This window comes from Streptomyces sp. MST-110588 (genome assembly GCF_022695595.1).
Taxonomy (GTDB): domain Bacteria; phylum Actinomycetota; class Actinomycetes; order Streptomycetales; family Streptomycetaceae; genus Streptomyces.
Window position 1 is genome coordinate 2937214 of sequence record NZ_CP074380.1, and the last position, 17204, is coordinate 2954417.

Here is a 17204-nt window from a genome sequence, read left to right on the forward strand (position 1 = left end):
AGTGGGCTCTTCTCAGGATGCCCGCAGGTTCACCGGACCGCAGCCCTGGGAATCAAGAAAGGGGCAGGAGACACCCCGGGGGTGGGACATGCGGCGGAGCAGGCGGAGTTGTCGTGGACGGGTGGTGGCCGCGGGGCTGCTGGCACTGACGGCGACGACGGTGACGGCCGGGTGCCGGGCCGTGAGCGTCGACCCGGCCGGCGGCGCGGCGGCGGGCCCGGGCGGCCTGGGCGGCCTGTCGCGGTCGCAGGGAGAGCAGGGGGACGCCGAAGGGGCGGGCACGGCGGAGACATCGGACGCATCGGGCACATCGGGTACGGCGGACACGGCCGGGGCTGCCGCCGGGGGCCGGTCCGCGGCGGGCCGGGACGGCGGCGGTTCCCCCTCCCGTACGGACTCCGCCGGTCCCGAAGGCGGCAGCGGCTCCGGCGCGGCGCACCCCACGGCCCCGGACCGCCGGTCCGGCTACGCTCCCGCGCCCGGGCCGGTCCCGGCGCCCGGCGCGCATGGAGTGCTGGTGCGCGAACTCCAGGCGCGCCTGGCCGAGCTGAAGCTGTTCGACCACGGCCCGACGGGCTATTACGGGTCGGTCACCGCGGCGGCGGTCGCGTCCTTCCAGGGCCGGTCGGGCCTGCCGCGTACCGGTGGGACGGACTCCGCCACGTGGCGCGCGCTGCGGGACCGTACGCGGCAGCCGACGTGGACGCAGTTGTACCCGCCCACCAGCCGGCCGGTCGCCGCACCCGACCCGCGCTGTCTGACCGGGCGGGTGCTGTGCATCAGCAAGAGCAGCGACACGCTGGCGTGGATGATCGACGGACGGGTGATCTCGGCGATGGACGTACGCTTCGGCGCCCAGTACACGCCGACCCGCGAGGGCGCCTTCCGGATCACCTTCAAGAGCCGGCACCACGTCTCCACGCTCTACCGCACGGCCATGCCGTACGCGATGTTCTTCAGCGGCGGGCAGGCGGTGCACTATTCGGCCGATTTCGCGGCCCGCGGCTATCACGGCGCCTCGCACGGCTGTGTGAACGTACGGGACCGGACGAAGATCGCCGCGCTGTTCGCGGAGGTACGCACGGGCGACCGGGTCGTCGTCTACAAGTGACACGAGTGGCGCCGGGCGGGCCCAGGCCCTGTCGTCCGCCCCGAGGGGCCGCGGCGGGCCTGGGAAAGCCGCAGGTGGGGAGTGGCGCGGGCAGAGCCGGGGGAACGAGCCCCGCCCGCGCCGGTTGCGCTGAGCCGTTGGTACGGGGGGAACCCCGGCTCGCACGCAAGCCGATGACCAGTCGGCTTCACTCCTTACTGCGCCGGTGACTCAAAAAATGTCACACCACTTGCGGAGAAGCCGTCGCGCGGGTGGCCGCGCGGGGTGACCGGCGAGGCGTCACGCGGGGCTGCGGGCGGGCCGGGGGCAGGTTGTGGGCGGGCGCTCACGCCGGGACGGCAGACGCCGCGGGCCTGGCCGAAGGGACGGTCGCCGGCCGGGGCGAGGTGCTGTACGAGACATCCGGTACGGGGAAGAGCGGCCCGTGCCCGGCCCCGCCCCCGGCACCACTGCTCCCGTGCCCGACGCCGCCGTGACCGCTGTTCCCCTGGCCGTTGCCGCCGCCGTGTCCGCCGCCGTTGCCCTGGCCGCCGTGACCGCGACCGCCGCCGTTCCAGGGGTCCGTGTCCTGGCCGCCGGCGCCCGTGCCGTACTGCTCCGCGTACCGGCGGCAGAAGGCGCGCACCTTGTCCGCGCCGCCGGCCGTACGCTCCAGGCGGCGCAGCAGTTCCTGCCCCATGGCCGAGCGGCCGTTCTCGTACTGCCGGCACAGGGTGAGCACCAGCCGCCGCTCCTGGCCGCCCGGCAGCTCGCCCCCGTCCTTGTCCGACCGCCCGCCGCCGGGGCGCCCCTGGCTCCCGTCGGAGTCGCCGCCGTCCCGGCCGGGGCCGCCGGACGCGGTGGGGTTCCCGCTCGGGTCCGCGCCGTCGCGGCCGGGCCCGTCCTTGCCGGGGGCCGTACTGCCGCCGGGTGCGGGGGCGGTGCTCCCGGGGCTGCCGGGCCGTGTCGTGCCCGGTGTGGCCTGCGGGGTCTGCGAGGCGCCGGCCGCCTCCGCGCCGGTCCCGTCGGACTCGTACGGACCTGGGGTCGCGGCTGCCGAGACACTGCTCCCGGGTTCCGGCTCGCCGCCGCGGAAGGGCGTCGGGAGGACGCCGGTGCCCGCGGCGACGGCGACTCCGCCGAGCGCGCAGCCCGCCAGCGCGACCACGAAGCCGCGGCGCAGCGGGCGGACCAGACGGGGGCGCCCGGCCCGGCCGGCGGAACCCGTGGCACCCGCCCCGCCGACAGTCCCTCGCGCCTGCCCCTGCCCTTGCCCTTGCCCTTGCCCTTGAATCGCGGAATCGGCTTCCGCACGCACCCGGCGAAAAGCCGCAAGCGCGGCTTCCTCCCCCGGCAGCGCGACCTCTCCCACCGGAGCGGCGCCGGCCGCCGCGGCGGTTTCCAGCAGCCCGGCGAGCTCCGCCGAGCCGATGTCCTGCGGGCCGCCGACCGGTTCACCGCGCAGCAGTCGTTCCGCGGCGTCCTTGTCCAGCCAGTTGTACCGGTCGTCGGCCATCACATGTCCTTCTGCGTTCGTGCGGCCGTTTCCGTCACACCTGGTACGTACGGTTCCGCGGCGCCGTCGCGGCGCCCGCGACCCTGTACGGGGACGCCGTCCATCGCTCCCCCGCCCTTCCGGGACGGGCCCGGGCTCCCGGGGACCGAGCCGCCTACCGCCCTGTGTCCGGACCGTTCGGGCAGCGTCCCGCGCGCCCCGCCGGCCTCACCGCCGCCGGTGATCAGGTCGGCCAGCCGGCGCAGTCCGCGGTGGGCGGCGGTCCGTACCGCGCCGGGCCGCTTGCCCAGCACCCCGGCCGCGCTCTTGGCGTCCAGTCCGACGACGACCCGCAGCACCACCGCCTCGGCCTGGTCCTGCGGGAGCTGGGATATGAGCCGGAAGGTGCGCCCCGTACCGAGCGCCTCCATGGCCTCCCCCACCGTGTCCGCTTCACCCGGCTTATCGGCCAATTCCGATTCATCACCCCCTATGACAGGGCGCCGGCCGCGCATCCGTATGTGATCCAGGGCCCGGTTGCGCGCTATCCGCGCGGCCCACCCCCGGAAACGGTCCGCGTCACCGCTGAAGTGCGCCAGGTCACGGGTTATCTGCAGCCATGCCTCGGAGGCGACGTCCTCGGCGTCCGCATCGCCCACCAAAGTCCGGACATATCCGAGCAGCCGGGGATGCACGGCCCGATAGACGGTACGGAACGCCGTCTCGTCGCCGTCCTGCGCCGCCTGTACGGCGACCGTCAGCCGGCCGTCGTCCGGCTGAATGTCGTCCCCTCGCACGGGTCCATCCTGTCGCACGCGGAAAGTCCGCCGCCCGGTCCTCGCTGGTTCACTGATCCGCCGACACGCCGGCCACACCGGTCACCCCGGCCGCACCGGTCATGCCGGCCAGCATCCGGCCGGCGATCCGCCGCCCGTTGCCGGAACCCGATTATCCCTGGAATTCCTGGCATTCCTGACATTCCCGATAGCTCTGATAGCCCGGGTGTTCCCCGCAGACGGTAACCCGGACGCCCGGAAAGGCCGCACCCGGGCCTTGGGACCGGCTCGGCACCGCCCCGTCCGGCCCGGCAGCTCTCGGTCGGACGCATCGCACACTCCCGGGGGACGCGCCCCGGCACCCGCCGCGGCACTTGACGACCACCGCGCCGACGAGCGCGGACCCGCACGTTACGGCCACCGCGCGCCCCACGTCCAGACCACGAGCCGTACCCCGCCCGGCACCCGGTGTGACGCTTTGGCGCCGCCCGGCGCTGTAACGGATGAGAGCTCGGTGACGAGCTCTTCGCGAGTGACGGCCGGGGTCTCTCCTGTGGGGGGTGGCGGCCCCGGCCGTTACTCCGACGCGCCTCTGTGTGACCTGCGACGACGCCGGGCGCGGCCTGCCGTGATCACCGACGCGTGACCAACGCATGACCAACCGGCCCCGGCCGACAGCTCGCGGCCCCTTCCACTCGGCGCCTGCCGCACCGGCCCACCGTGAAATCCGGTGCGAACCCGGTCCCGCGACGACCTGTGCAAGAAGCCACTTGGACAGGGAAAACGCAACTTCGACACGGCCCGCACAGGCCGCTACCTTCACCTGGACTTCGGCGGTCACTCACGGTCGCACAGGGGTTCCTTCAGGCTGAGCCACCCGCGACGGGACGAGTTGGTCACGCCCCACGAGCCCTCGCCCCCCTGCGTAAACCGCCGGACCGGGCCCACACCAGGCACCCTCAACCAGGGAGAGAAAGGTAAGGACGCATGCCTCATCTTGCTCTGTACACATTCGGCGTTCTGAAGTCACCCATCACCGACCCCGCGCCTCTCACGCGCGAACTCCGCGACAGCGGCGAGGGCATCTACCGGACGATCAGCCGGCACCCCGGGTACCTCACTCGTGCTGAAGCGGCAGACCGCACCCGCGGCACACACTTCGACCTGGACTGGGGCGCGTGGGGCGAGTTCATCGTACCGGCCTGGTACGACAAGGGCCGTACGGTGGAAACCGCCGCCCTGGACGCGACCCTCTCGCTCTGGACCGACCTGCGCCCCGCCTTCGACGCCATCTACACCGGTCTGCACCGCGAGGCGCTGAACAGGCGTTACGACTGGTTCGAGAGGACAGGACACCCGAGTTACGTGCTCTGGTGGGCCTCCGATGGCGCGATACCCACCTGGCAGGACGGGGTTTCCCGGCTGGAGCACCTCCACGCCCACGGCTCCGCACCGCACGCCTTCACCTTCCACCACTCGTTCGCCCCGGACGGAACTCCGACCAGGAACAAAGGCATCGGTCCGCAGAGCGACCAGGCCCACTGACAAGAAAGCCCGAACAGGCGACAACTACAACTCCTACTACTGTCGCGAGCATGATCGAACAAGACCCCCTCGACGCCACCCGCGACGCCTACGACGCCGCCGCCTCCACCTATGCGCAGATGTTCCGCGACACCCTGCGGGACAGCCCCCTGGACCGCGCGATGCTGAGCCTGTTCGCCGACGTCGTACACACCAGTGGCAACAACCACGTCGCGGACCTGGGCTGCGGTCCCGGCCATATCACCCCCTACCTGAACGAGCTGGGCCTTACAGCATTCGGTGTCGACGCTTCCCCCGCCATGATCGAACTGGCTCGCCAGGCATACCCAGGCCTGCGGTACGACGTGGGCTCGATGGCCGCCCTGGACATCGCCGACGGCACGCTGGGCGGCGTACTCTCACGCTGGTCCGTCATCCACACCCCACCGCAGGAACTCCCCGCCATCCTTACGGAGTTCCACCGCGTCCTGGCGCCCGGCGGCCATCTCCTGATCGGCTTCTCGGCCGGCGATGACCCGTCCCACCCGGCGCAGGTCTTCGATCACGCGGTCGCCCCGGCTTACCGGTGGTGGCCTGACCACCTCGCCGCGATGCTGAGCGAGTCCGGCCTGTCCGAGGTGGCCCGGATGGTACGCGCTCCCCAGCCCACCGACCGGCGCCAGTTCAAGGAAACCCAACTACTCGCGCGCAAAGCCTAGATGTCCCCGAGCGGGGAGCCGTTCCCCATAACGCCCCCGCTCACCCCTCAAACCCACCATCACCCCCGTCACAACCGGAAATCCCCTTCACCATGACCGCGAATACCGGCGAATCATCGAAGGGCTTCTGCTCACCCACCTTCTCGTAACCCCACCGCTCGTACAGCGCCTGAACCTTTCCGTGGGTCACATCGACGAGCAACGTCGCCACATCATCGCCACGACTGTCCACGAGAGCTTCATGGAGCCGTGTGGACACGCCCGCCTTCCGCCATGGCCAATGTGTCGGTCGTCCGCTTCGATCCGCTGACCTTGCTCAGGAGCCTTGCCGCCCGGTCACCGGTGTGGCAAGCGAGCTCCAACTCCCCTTGCCCGGCTTGGGCGTAAGACACATGTGCGGTGCAGTACGTGCGAGCGCGGGTGAGGCGGCGCCGGGGTGAGGTGGTGGGGTTCGGGTCAGAGGCGGTCGGCCAGGGCTTTGAAGTCCTTCCAGGACAGGGGCGGGCGGTCGGGGTTCCAGACCTTTTGGGACAGGGCCCGCAGGGGCATGCGGATGCCGTGGGCGATCTGGTCCGGGGTCTGGGCGCCGGAGAAGTCGCACCAGACCGCGAACCGTGCGCCCAGTACCCGGTCCGGGCCCGTACGGGACGCCGGCAGGGGGCGGGTGCCGCGGAGTACGGCCGGGGTCCATTCCTTGTAGATGCGCTCGCCGGTCGGGTAGCGGAACTCGTTCGGCTCACCGAGGACGTAGTAGAGGTATTCGTCGTTGAGGTTGACGACCCGGCGGCCCTCGTCCAGGTAGTCCGCCGGTTCCCGGGCGCCGATTTCCTTGCCCGTCCAGTAGGCGACGGTGCGTTTCGGTTCGGGGGCGATCGTGCCGCCCGGGAAGTAGCCGTCGTTCCAGGCTTCGGTGGTACGGGCGCCCGCTGCGCGCAGGGTGTGGTCGCGGTCGTTGAGCCAGCCGGTCGCCAGGTCCCGTACGGTCGCCGACGGGCCGTACTTCTCCCGTGCCGCCTGCGCCAGGCCCGGGTAGGACGCCTCCGGGGAGCGGGTCGTCAGCGCGGCGTACTCGTCGCCGCCCAGGTGCCAGTGGGCGCCGGGGAAGAGGGGGGCGTACTCGCGCAGCAGGTCGTCGACGAGTCCGGCCGCCTCGGGGCGGGAGATGTCGATCGCGCCGCGGACCGTCCCGCCGTCGGAGCCGGTGAGCCGCAGGTGCGGATGCGCCTTGAGGACCGCGCCGAGGTGGCCCGGGGAGTCGATCTCGGGGATGACGGTGACGTGGAGGCCGCGGGCCAGCTCCACCAGGTGCCGTACCTGTGCCTTGGTGAGGTGGTCGGGGGAGACGACCTCGGGGTGGCGTTCGCTTTCGATGCGGAAGCCCTGGTCGTCGGAGAAGTGGAGCTGGAGCTGGTTGAACTTCAGGTCCGCCAGCTCGCGGATCCGGTCCTCGATCCACTGCGCCGGGAAGTGCTTGCGGGCGATGTCCAGCGAAAGGCCGCGCTGCGGGCGGTCGGGCCGGTCCTCGACGGTGCCTTCGGGGACGCCGCCGGAGGCCCGTACGGACTGCAGGACCGTACGGGTGCCGTAGAAGATCCCGGCGTCGGTGGGGGCGGTCAGGGTGAGCCGGGTGTCACGGGCGGTGAGGGTGTACGCCTCCGGGTCCGGCCCGTCCGCCTGCCGCAGCTCGATGTCCCCGGGCCGTACGGTCTCCCGGCCGGGCGCGCTCCAGATGGTGCGCAGGCCGCCCAGGTCCCGGGCCAGGAGACGGGCCTCGTCGGCGAGCGGGCTCTGCTCCCCGGCCGGGACCACGATCCGGGCCGTTTTCGTGGGCCGCCAGCCGCGCCCCTGGCCCGGGTGGAAGGCCCGTACGGCGGGGATGGCGTGGGGTGGCCCGGTCACCGGGGCCCAGGTGGGAGTGGGTGCGGCGGAAGTCGCGGTGGCGGCCTTGCTGTCACCTCCCGACGAGGGGTCCCGGGGCTCCCGGAGCAGCCCGCGAGGGCCACGGCCGAGGCCGCGGCCGTCAGCCATGCCGTCAACTTGCTCAACCTCATCTACGCAAACCTCCCTTTCCGGGCGAAGGTATTGCCAGGTGTGGGACCTTTTCGTCCACTACGCGCGCGGAAGATCTCTCATACGGGTGAAATTCGTGCATCGCTCAGGCTGTGGCCGACCGGCGTGGCTACCGTTTCGTCTCGCTCGCCTCCCGTGCCCCTCACCCGCCGATCACCCCGCCGAACACCCCACCGGTCGCTCCGCCACTCCTACCCCTCCTGTCACACCGCGGAGTCTCGCAGGCGCCCCGGAGGAACCCGCCGCGACTCCCCACTCGCCCCGCCGTCCCGGTTCGCCCCACCGGCGGATCGTTCCGTCACCGGTCGTTCACCACTCGTCATCCCTCTCTCCCGTCCCTGGCCTCATCCCTCTCCCCCGTCCCTGGCCCCTCCCCCGTACGCCGTCGCCTCCGGCGCGCCGCCGCCGGCGTCAGCCCCGTCACTCCCGACAACCTGCGGCCCCCGTTCCTCGTCTTTCCGTCGCGGTGGCCCCCGCCTCGGCGCCACCTCCAGGCCGCTCCGCCACCACCGTCACACCCACAGCCGCACCACCCGCCACACCCGCCCTGTCCCGTCCCACCCGCCCACTCCCCCGAGGAGACCACGCTGTCCAGCGAGAACCCGGCCGCCCAGCCGACGACGCTGCGCGCTCCCCGGCCCGCCACCCCCACGCCCGCCCCGCCCGGGGCCGCGACCCGCTGCTGCCGTCGTGCAGGCCCGGCGCGAGCGGTCTGGAGCGGCTGAACGCGGCCACCCGCCGCGCCGCCGAGGACACGCTGCTGACCTGCTGCGGCAGCCGCCGCTGGGCCCGCCGCCTGGCCGAGCACCGCCCGTACCCCGACACCGGCGCCCTCCTCGCCGCCTGCGACGAGGCCAGCTACGACCTCACCCGGGCCGACCTGGACGAGGCGCTGGCCGCGGAGACCGACGCGCCGTACCCGCCGGTCTCCACCCACGGCCCCGGACCCGGCCCCGAATCCGGCTCCGGCCCCCGCCCCGGCGCGCTCGCCGCCCACCCCGCCCACACCTTCCAACGAGCCGCAGACACCCACACCGCCCAGCGCGCCGCCCACGCCGAGACCGCCCTGCGTGCCGCCCATGCCGAGTACGAACGCAAGTTCCGGTACGCCTTCGTGATCTGCCTGGACGGCGTCCGCGAGAGCGAACGGCTCAACGAGGTCCTGTCCGCCATCCGCGTCCGCATGGGCAACGAGGAGGAGAAGGAGCGCGCCATCGCCGCGGAGGAATTGCGGAGAATCGCCCGGAGCAGGCTTCTCGCCCGTATTGCCGGTCGTCAGCACTGATCCACCGATTCGTCCTTGTGTGATAGCCCGTCCGTGCCTGTTTGATCACACCTGCGGACCCCGGCGGGAGGTTCCGACAAGTCGTCGCTACGATGGCCGGGGCCGGTGGACCGTACCCGGCCGGGCCAGACCGACAGTGAAGCCGGCAGGCCCCAATCCCCGCTCCCGGAGGGTATTTCCGTGCCGGCTGGAACGCTGTACCGCGGCCGGGAAGGCATGTGGTCCTGGGTGGCTCATCGAGTCACCGGCGTCCTCATTTTCTTCTTCCTGTTCGTGCACGTCCTGGACACCGCACTCGTGCGTGTCTCGCCCGAGGCATACGACGACGTCGTTGCCACGTACAAGACGCCCGTCGTCAACGTGATGGAGTACGGCCTGGTGGCCGCCATCCTCTTCCACGCGCTCAATGGCCTGCGGGTCATCGCCGTGGACTTCTGGTCCAAGGGCCCGAAGTACCAGAAGCAGATGCTGTGGACCGTTGTCGGTGTCTGGGCCGTCCTGATGGCCGGCGCCTTCTACCCCGTGTTGCAGCACACGCTGCGCACGCTGTTCGGGAGCTGACGCGCGATGTCTGCTGAGACGACTGCTGCCGCCAACGACGACGTCACCCTGTTCGACGTCGACAACCCGGCTCCGGTGATCGAGCCGCCGCGCAAGCGGACGAAGAAGACCCCCAAGTCGACCCGCACCAATTTCGAGATGTACGGCTGGCTGTTCATGCGGCTGTCCGGCATCGTGCTGGTCGTCCTGGTCCTGGGCCACCTGCTGATCCAGCTCGTGCTGGACGGCGGCGTCTCCAAGGTCGGCTTCGCCTTCGTGGCCGGCCGCTGGGCCTCGCCGTTCTGGCAGGTCTGGGACCTGACGATGCTGTGGCTGGCGATGCTCCACGGCGCCAACGGCCTGCGTACGGTCATCAACGACTACGCGCAGCGGGACAACACCCGCTTCTGGCTGAAGATGCTGCTGTACACCGCCACGGTGTTCACCGTCCTTCTGGGCACGCTGGTGATCTTCACCTTCGACCCGAACATCCGCTAGGCCACGGGGCTGAGGTAACCACCCATGAAGATCCACAAGTACGACACGGTCATCGTCGGCGCCGGTGGCGCGGGCATGCGCGCGGCCATCGAGGCCACCAAGCGCAGCCGCACGGCGGTCCTGACCAAGCTCTACCCGACCCGCTCCCACACCGGCGCCGCCCAGGGCGGCATGGCCGCCGCCCTCGCGAACGTCGAGGAGGACAACTGGGAGTGGCACACCTTCGACACGATCAAGGGCGGCGACTACCTGGTCGACCAGGACGCCGCCGAGATCCTGGCGAAGGAGGCCATCGACTCCGTCCTGGACCTGGAGAAGATGGGCCTGCCGTTCAACCGGACCCCGGACGGCACCATCGACCAGCGCCGCTTCGGCGGTCACTCCCGCAACCACGGTGAGGCCCCGGTCCGCCGGTCCTGCTACGCCTCGGACCGCACCGGCCACATGATCCTCCAGACGCTGTACCAGAACTGCGTCAAGGAGGGCGTGGAGTTCTTCAACGAGTTCTACGTCCTGGATCTGCTGCTCCAGGACGTCGACGGCGTCAAGAAGTCGGCCGGTGTCGTCGCCTACGAGCTGGCGACCGGCGAGATCCACGTCTTCCAGGCCAAGGCCGTCATCTTCGCCTCCGGCGGCACCGGCAAGTTCTTCAAGGTGACGTCCAACGCGCACACCCTGACCGGTGACGGCCAGGCCGCCGCGTGGCGCCGCGGGCTGCCGCTGGAGGACATGGAGTTCTTCCAGTTCCACCCGACCGGCATCTGGCGGATGGGCATCCTGCTCACCGAGGGTGCCCGCGGTGAGGGCGGCATCCTGCGCAACAAGGACGGCGAGCGCTTCATGGAGAAGTACGCGCCCGTCATGAAGGACCTCGCCTCGCGTGACGTCGTCTCCCGCTCGATCTACACCGAGATCCGTGAGGGCCGCGGCTGCGGTCCCGAGGGCGACCACGTCTACCTGGACCTGACCCACCTGCCGCCGGAGCAGTTGGACGCCAAGCTCCCGGACATCACCGAGTTCGCGCGTACGTACCTGGGCATCGAGCCGTACACCGACCCGATCCCGATCCAGCCGACCGCGCACTACGCCATGGGCGGCATCCCGACCAACGTCGAGGGCGAGGTGCTGGCCGACAACACCACCGTCGTGCCGGGCCTGTACGCCGCCGGCGAGGTCGCCTGCGTCTCGGTGCACGGCGCCAACCGCCTGGGCACCAACTCGCTGCTGGACATCAACGTCTTCGGGCGCCGCGCGGGCATCGCCGCCGCCGAGTACGCCGCCACGGCCGACTTCGTCGAGCTGCCGGAGAACCCGGCGGAGCTCGTACAGGAGCAGGTCGAGCGGCTGCGCACCTCCACCGGCAACGAGCGGGTCACTGAGATCCGCAAGGAGCTGCAGGAGACCATGGACGCCAACGTGATGGTGTTCCGTACCGAGCAGACGATCAAGACGGCCGTCGAGAAGATCGCCGAGCTGCGGGCGCGCTACAAGAACGTGTCCGTCCAGGACAAGGGCAAGCGGTTCAACACCGACCTGCTGGAGGCCATCGAGCTGGGCAACCTGCTCGAACTGGCCGAGGTGATGGCCGTGTCGGCGCTGGCCCGCAAGGAGTCCCGCGGCGGTCACTACCGCGAGGACTACCCCAACCGCGACGACGTCAACTTCATGCGGCACACCATGGCGTACCGCGAGGTGGGCGCAGACGGCTCGGAGTCGATCCGCCTCGACTACAAGCCGGTCGTGCAGACCCGCTACCAGCCGATGGAGCGTAAGTACTGATGAGCACCTCCACGCTCGAAAAGAGCGCCGCCTCCGCCGAGGCCGAGGCCGCCGCGCACGTGATCACCGTCACGTTCCGGATCCGCCGGTTCAACCCGGAGGTCTCCGAGGACGCCCGCTGGGAAGACTTCCAGTTGGAGATGGACCCCAAGGAGCGGGTGCTCGACGCCCTCCACAAGATCAAGTGGGAGCAGGACGGCACGCTGACCTTCCGGCGCTCCTGCGCGCACGGCATCTGCGGCTCCGACGCGATGCGCATCAACGGCCGCAACCGGCTGGCGTGCAAGACGCTGATCAAGGACATCAACCCGGAGAAGCCCATCACGGTCGAGGCCATCAAGGGCCTGACGGTCCTCAAGGACCTGGTCGTGGACATGGAGCCGTTCTTCCAGGCGTACCGCGACGTGATGCCCTTCCTGATCACCAAGGGCAACGAGCCGACCCGCGAGCGCCTGCAGTCCGCCGAGGACCGCGAGCGCTTCGACGACACCACCAAGTGCATCCTGTGCGCCGCGTGCACGTCCTCGTGCCCGGTGTTCTGGAACGACGGCCAGTACTTCGGCCCGGCGGCGATCGTCAACGCGCACCGCTTCATCTTCGACTCGCGTGACGAGGGCGGCGAGCAGCGCCTGGAGATCCTCAACGACAAGGACGGCGTCTGGCGCTGCCGTACGACCTTCAACTGCACGGACGCCTGCCCGCGCGGTATCGAGGTCACCAAGGCGATCCAGGAGGTCAAGCGCGCGCTGATCACGCGTCGCTTCTGATCACCGGGCCGATCACCGGCCGGCCGTGAGCCAGGGCCCCGTTCCCGTACGTACGCGTAGGGGAACGGGGCCCTTGGCGTTCCCGTACCGGGCGTCAGGCCCGGGCGGTGCCGGTGACGGGGGCCGAGCGCAGCGCCGTGGCGGCCAGCGCCTCGTCCTGGGCGCGCCGGACCCGCATCACCTGGACGTAACGGGCCAGCGCCGCGCGCCGCCGCCGCAGCTCGGCCATCTCCGCGTCCAGTCGCGCCATCTGCTGTTCCACGACCCCGTAGGAGAAGGCGCAGGGCTGGAGCGCCGGGCCGCCCTGGGCGCAGGGCAGCAGATCACGGATGAGGTCGGTGCTCAGGCCGGTGGCGAGCAGTTCGCGGATCCGGGCGACGGTGGCGGGGGCCTCGGCGCCGTAGCGCCGGTAGCCGTTGCCGTCCCGCTCGGCGGCGAGCAGGCCCTGCTGCTCGTAATAGCGCAGTGAGCGGGCGCTGACGCCGGTACGCCGCGCCAGCTCGCCGATCCGCATCGGTGCTTCCCCCACCTGTTTCACCGGTTACCTCCCGAGCGACTTGACCTTGACACCGGTGTCAAACGTCAACCTGGTGCACATGACACGGATTCCCGCACCCGCGTCGACGGGCACCCCGTCGGCCCTCGCCACCTCCCCTTCCACTCCTTCCGCCCTTCCCACGCTGTCCACCACCGTCAGCGGCTCCGGCCCCGGCATCCTGCTCGCGCACGGCGCCACCGGCAGCATCGCGGGCAACTACGACGCGCTCATCCCCGTCCTGACCGCCTCCGGCCACACGGTCGTAGCGCCCGACTACCCCGGCTCCGGCGACACCCCGCGGGCCGCGGACCCGCTGACGCTCGACGGCCTGGCCGACGCGCTCGTCGAGCGGGCGGTCGCGGCCGGGGTCGAGACCTTCACCCTCATCGGCTTCTCCATGGGTACGGCGGTGTCCGTACGGGCCGCGGCACGGCACCCGGAGCGGGTGCGCGGCCTGGTCCTGAGCGCGGGGCTGGCCAAGCCGAACCGGCGGGTCCTCATATGGATGGACCTGTGGCTGCGGCTGCTGGCACAGCAGGACTACGCGGGCTTCGCCCAGGCGCGGGCGGTCAGCGGCTTCTCCCCGGACTTCCTCGAATCCATGTCGCCGTCGGAGCTGGCGGCGGTGCTGGACGACAGCCCCGACGTGCCGCAGCCGGGCTCCGCGGAGCACGCCGTGCTCGTCAAGGAAGTGGACACCACCGCCGACCTGCCGGGCATCTCCGTGCCGACGCTGGTCATCGCGACGACGCAGGACCAGCTCATCCACCCGTCGCACTCGCGCTACCTGGCGGACCACATCCCCGGCGCCCGGTACGCCGAGATCGCCACCGGGCACCTGCCGATGGTCGAAAAGCCGCAGGAGTGGCAGGAGCTGATCGCCTCCTTCCTCGCCGAGCACGGACTCTGACGGCGACAGCGGCGGCCGGGAGTGTGCCCGTACCCGTACGGCAGATCTGTACGGGTACGGGCCCGGGCACGGTGCGGCGACAGCGGCGCCCGGGAGCAGGCCTGTATCCCGGCCCCATTAGTGTCATGACCGTGGACGACGCGACAGAACCCCGGGCGGACACCGCGAGCGGCGGCGGGCCGGCCCGGGCCACGGCCAAGAGCGACCGCACCCGGACGCTGATCCTGGAGACCGCGCTGCGCCTGTTCCGGGAGCGCGGTTACGACCGGACGACCATGCGGGCCATCGCCCAGGAGGCCGGGGTCTCGGTAGGCAACGCCTACTACTACTTCGACTCCAAGGAACACCTCGTCCAGGGCTTCTACGACCGGATCACCGAGGAGCACGCGGCGGTCGCGGCACGGGTCCTGGCCACGGAGAAGGACCTGGCCGCGCGGATCCGCGGGTACTGCTGAGCTGGCTGGACATCGCCGCCCCGTACCACGAGTTCGGGGCCCAGTTCTTCAAGAACGCCGCCGATCCGCACAGCCCGCTCAGCCCGTTCTCCGAGGCCTCGCGCGCTCCCCGCGAGGCCGCCATCGCCGTCCACCGGCAGGTGCTGGCCGGCGCGGACGTCAAGGCCGACCCCGAACTGGCCGCAAAGCTGCCGGAGTTGCTGTGGCTCCAGCAGATGGGCCTGGTGCTGTTCTGGGTCCACGACCGCTCGGCGGGGGCCGAGCGCAGCCGTCGGCTCGTCGAGCGCACCGCGCCGCTGATCGCCCGCGCGGTGGCCGCCTCACGCTTCAAGGTGCTGCGGCCACTGGTCCGCGAAGTGACCGATGTCCTGGGCGAGTTCCTGCTGCCGACGGCAGGCGGAAAGGGACGGGGAGACGGGCGCGGCCGGTGACCGTCCTGCGGGCGTACCGGGGAAGTGATGTTCGTCAGTACCGCACCGTTCCGGCCGTCCGTACGGTGTGATCATGAACCGACTCCGCCGCGGCGCCGTCGCCGCACTCGCCGCCCTCGCGCTGCCACTGGCCTCGGCCGGCGCCGCATCCGCCGCCTCCCCCGCCCTGCCTTCCCCCGACCTGCCTCCCTCCGCTCGCCTCCTGTCACCCGGCTTTGCGTCCACGCAGCCCCCCGGCGACGTCCGCCTCGCGCTGCCCCGCCCCACCGGCCCGTACGCCGTCGGCCGGGAAACCCTGCATCTGACCGACCGCCACCGCAAGGACCCCTGGGTCCCCTCCGCTTCCGCCCGGGAGCTGATGGTGTCGATGTATTACCCGGCACGGCCCGGCACCGGCCGCCCGGCCGCGTACATGACCACCGAGGAGGCCCGGCTGCTGCTCCAGGGCTCCGGACGCGCCACAGGCGGACGCGCCGCGGACTCCGGACGTACTCAGGAGCCGTCCCCCGAGACGGTCGCCGGCACCCGCGTCCACGCGCGGACCGGCGCCCGGCCCGTGGCCGGACGGCACCCGCTGGTGGTGCTTTCGCCCGGCTTCACCATGAACCGCGCCACCCTCTCCCTGCTCGCGGAAGAGTTCTCCAGCCGGGGCCACGTCGTGGCGCTGGTCGACCACGCGTACGAGTCCGCCGGTACGTCCTTCCCGGGCGGACGCGTCCTGACCTGCGCGGCGTGCGCGAAGGTGAACGCGCAGCCCGACGAGGACGCCAAGCGGAAGGTCCTGGCCGACGTCGCGCGGGGCCGCGCCCAGGACGTCTCCTTCCTCCTGGACCGCCTGCTGGACCGGCGCCACCCCGCCTGGCGGTACGCCGGCACGGTCGACCCGCGGCGGATCGGCATGGCCGGCCACTCCATCGGCGGCAACTCCGCCGCCACCGCGATGAGCGCCGACCACCGGATACGGGCCGGCGCCAATATGGACGGCACCTTCTTCACACCCGTCCCCGCCTCCGGGCTCGGCGACCGCCCCTTCCTCATGATCGGCACGGCGGCGGGCCACGCCCCCGGCGCCGGGGACACGAGCTGGGACGAGGGCTGGCGCGCGCTGCACGGCTGGAAGCGCTGGCTGACCGTGGCCGGCTCCGGCCACTTCACCTTCACCGACCTGCCGGTCCTGGCCGAGCAGCTCGGGCCGGACGCGAACGACCCCTCGGTACCGCTGTCGGGGCGCCGCTCGGGCGAGATCACCGGCGGCTACCTCGGCGCGTTCTTCGACCGGCACCTGCGCGGCGTACCGCAGCCGCTGCTGGACGGCCCCTCCCCGACCAACCCGGAGGTCACCTTCCACCGGCCGTAGCAGCCGGGCCGGCCACACCCCTCCCTCTCCGCCCTCTCCGCTCTGTCCTAGTCCTGCTCCTCCAGCACCTTGTCCAAGAAGGCGTCCAGGTTGCCGGCCATACGGGCGATCCGCTCCTCCAGCGGCAGCGTCTCCTCGTAGCTCCCCGCCAGTTCGGACTTCTTCTTGCCGCGTACGTACAGCGAACACGCCAGGTCGGCGCAGATGTACGTACCCACGGTGTTGCCCTGGCGGCCCGCGGCCCCGGCCCTGCGGGCCGCCAGCAGGGCGACGCCGGAGCCGGGGTGCCCGGTCACACACAGCGAGCACACCGTCGTCTTGGTGAAGCTGCGCCGGACGCCCTGCGGCACCCGCAGCGTGACGCCCACCAGGCCGCCCTCGCGCGGCGCGACCAGATAGCTGCGGTCGGGCGCACCCGGGTCCCGCCACCCCAGGAAGTCCAGGTCCCGCCACGGCATCGCGTCGAGCCCGGCCGGCAGGTTGATCCGCTTGGCCTCGCCCTTCGAGCAGTTCACGAAAGACGCTCGTATCTCGTTCTCATCGACCGCATCCATGGTCCGGAAGCTAACACTCCACTCCGTACCCCGTCGCCCGATTTATGCCCAGCCGGGGGCCTGCCGGGTGCGCCCGGACGAAACGGTCGTCCGCAGCGCTCAGCCCCAGGTCTGCGGCCCGACGGGGGTACGGCGCCTACGGCCCCGGGCGACGACCGCGGCGATGATCCCGGCCAGCGCCAGCAGCCCGAGGGCTCCGGCCCCATAGAGCCCGAACTGGCCACCATCATGAGCAAGGCAGCCCGGCCGGTCACGCATCGTCAACTCCCGCGTCGGTAAGAGCGTTGGGAGCATATTGAGGTTCTCGTGACCGTTGTGAAAGGTGGGTGAAGATCGTACAGTTGTGCTACTTCTGGCTCTGTGGGGGTCGTGTGCCCATGAATCCCTATGGAGTCGCTTCACCATGTGGGGGATAT

General features: G+C 71.4%; 17 protein-coding genes and 1 pseudogene. 11 read left to right on the forward strand and 7 right to left on the reverse strand.

The annotated features are described in order from the left end of the window. Positions 1–121: 121 nt before the first annotated feature. Positions 122–1111, forward strand: a complete 990-nt coding sequence (locus tag KGS77_RS12745) for a L,D-transpeptidase family protein (RefSeq protein WP_242581048.1) — start codon at positions 122–124, stop codon at positions 1109–1111. Between the two features lie 325 nt (positions 1112–1436). On the opposite strand, the gene KGS77_RS12750 is transcribed toward KGS77_RS12745, so the two are convergent. Together KGS77_RS12750 and KGS77_RS12755 are read right to left on the reverse strand one after the other, a co-directional pair. Beyond that, positions 1437–2606: a hypothetical protein gene (locus KGS77_RS12750; protein ID WP_242581049.1), complete on the reverse strand. Its 1170-nt coding sequence runs from the start codon at positions 2604–2606 to the stop codon at positions 1437–1439. Further along, the gene (locus tag KGS77_RS12755) at positions 2606–3382 is read right to left on the reverse strand and encodes an RNA polymerase sigma factor (RefSeq protein ID WP_242581050.1); all 777 of its coding nucleotides are present in this window, start codon (positions 3380–3382) and stop codon (positions 2606–2608) included. The genes KGS77_RS12750 and KGS77_RS12755 overlap by 1 nt, the downstream gene beginning before the upstream one ends. A gap of 966 nt (positions 3383–4348) precedes the next feature. Between KGS77_RS12755 and KGS77_RS12760 the strand changes: the two genes are divergently transcribed. Both KGS77_RS12760 and KGS77_RS12765 read left to right on the forward strand, forming a co-directional pair. Further along, a complete protein-coding gene (locus KGS77_RS12760) occupies positions 4349–4906 on the forward strand; it encodes a DUF3291 domain-containing protein (protein ID WP_242581051.1) in 558 nt (185 codons plus the stop codon). A gap of 50 nt (positions 4907–4956) precedes the next feature. Continuing rightward, the gene (locus KGS77_RS12765) at positions 4957–5604 is read left to right on the forward strand and encodes a class I SAM-dependent methyltransferase (RefSeq protein WP_242581052.1); all 648 of its coding nucleotides are present in this window, start codon (positions 4957–4959) and stop codon (positions 5602–5604) included. Between the two features lie 40 nt (positions 5605–5644). Here KGS77_RS12765 and KGS77_RS12770 read toward each other — a convergent pair whose 3' ends face one another. Both KGS77_RS12770 and KGS77_RS12775 read right to left on the reverse strand, forming a co-directional pair. Beyond that, a complete protein-coding gene (locus tag KGS77_RS12770) occupies positions 5645–5836 on the reverse strand; it encodes a hypothetical protein (protein WP_347404485.1) in 192 nt (63 codons plus the stop codon). Positions 5837–6060: 224 nt separating this feature from the next. Beyond that, on the reverse strand, positions 6061–7632 hold the full coding sequence (locus KGS77_RS12775; RefSeq protein WP_242581053.1) for a glycoside hydrolase family 20 protein: 1572 nt from the start codon (positions 7630–7632) through the stop codon (positions 6061–6063). Positions 7633–8140: 508 nt separating this feature from the next. Here KGS77_RS12775 and KGS77_RS12780 point away from each other — a divergent pair. The 5 genes from KGS77_RS12780 to KGS77_RS12800 all read left to right on the forward strand — a co-directional run bounded on the left by KGS77_RS12780 (position 8141) and on the right by KGS77_RS12800 (position 12543). Further along, positions 8141–8959: a 2-oxo-4-hydroxy-4-carboxy-5-ureidoimidazoline decarboxylase gene (locus tag KGS77_RS12780; RefSeq protein ID WP_347404486.1), complete on the forward strand. Its 819-nt coding sequence runs from the start codon at positions 8141–8143 to the stop codon at positions 8957–8959. A 180-nt stretch (positions 8960–9139) separates the two neighbouring features. Next, positions 9140–9520, forward strand: coding sequence for a succinate dehydrogenase, cytochrome b556 subunit (sdhC, locus tag KGS77_RS12785; protein WP_242581055.1), 381 nt, complete (start codon positions 9140–9142; stop codon positions 9518–9520). A 6-nt stretch (positions 9521–9526) separates the two neighbouring features. Beyond that, entirely contained in the window at positions 9527–9997 is a 471-nt protein-coding gene (locus KGS77_RS12790; protein WP_242581057.1) for a succinate dehydrogenase hydrophobic membrane anchor subunit, read from the forward strand. Between the two features lie 24 nt (positions 9998–10021). After that, positions 10022–11776, forward strand: a complete 1755-nt coding sequence (sdhA, locus tag KGS77_RS12795) for a succinate dehydrogenase flavoprotein subunit (RefSeq protein ID WP_242581058.1) — start codon at positions 10022–10024, stop codon at positions 11774–11776. After that, positions 11776–12543, forward strand: coding sequence for a succinate dehydrogenase iron-sulfur subunit (locus KGS77_RS12800; RefSeq protein WP_242581059.1), 768 nt, complete (start codon positions 11776–11778; stop codon positions 12541–12543). Before sdhA ends, KGS77_RS12800 begins: the two co-directional genes overlap by 1 nt. Before the next feature lie 94 nt (positions 12544–12637). Here the strand turns inward: KGS77_RS12800 and KGS77_RS12805 are convergent, their stop codons facing one another. After that, positions 12638–13057 (reverse strand): MerR family transcriptional regulator, encoded by a 420-nt coding sequence (locus tag KGS77_RS12805; protein ID WP_242587443.1) that lies wholly within the window; start codon positions 13055–13057, stop codon positions 12638–12640. Between the two features lie 82 nt (positions 13058–13139). Between KGS77_RS12805 and KGS77_RS12810 the strand changes: the two genes are divergently transcribed. The 3 genes and pseudogenes from KGS77_RS12810 to KGS77_RS12820 all read left to right on the forward strand — a co-directional run bounded on the left by KGS77_RS12810 (position 13140) and on the right by KGS77_RS12820 (position 16234). After that, positions 13140–13991 carry an alpha/beta hydrolase gene (locus tag KGS77_RS12810; RefSeq protein WP_242581060.1) on the forward strand — a complete coding sequence of 284 codons (852 nt, stop codon included), beginning with the start codon at positions 13140–13142 and terminating at the stop codon, positions 13989–13991. Between the two features lie 125 nt (positions 13992–14116). Then, positions 14117–14877, forward strand: a pseudogene (locus KGS77_RS12815) (TetR family transcriptional regulator). Between the two features lie 73 nt (positions 14878–14950). Continuing rightward, a complete protein-coding gene (locus KGS77_RS12820; protein WP_242581061.1) occupies positions 14951–16234 on the forward strand; it encodes an alpha/beta hydrolase in 1284 nt (427 codons plus the stop codon). Positions 16235–16281: 47 nt separating this feature from the next. Here the strand turns inward: KGS77_RS12820 and KGS77_RS12825 are convergent, their stop codons facing one another. Together KGS77_RS12825 and KGS77_RS12830 are read right to left on the reverse strand one after the other, a co-directional pair. Then, complete coding sequence (locus KGS77_RS12825) at positions 16282–16788, reverse strand: FBP domain-containing protein (protein ID WP_242581062.1); 507 nt, start codon at positions 16786–16788, stop codon at positions 16282–16284. A gap of 99 nt (positions 16789–16887) precedes the next feature. Beyond that, complete coding sequence (locus tag KGS77_RS12830) at positions 16888–17046, reverse strand: hypothetical protein (protein WP_242581063.1); 159 nt, start codon at positions 17044–17046, stop codon at positions 16888–16890. Positions 17047–17204: the final 158 nt, after the last annotated feature.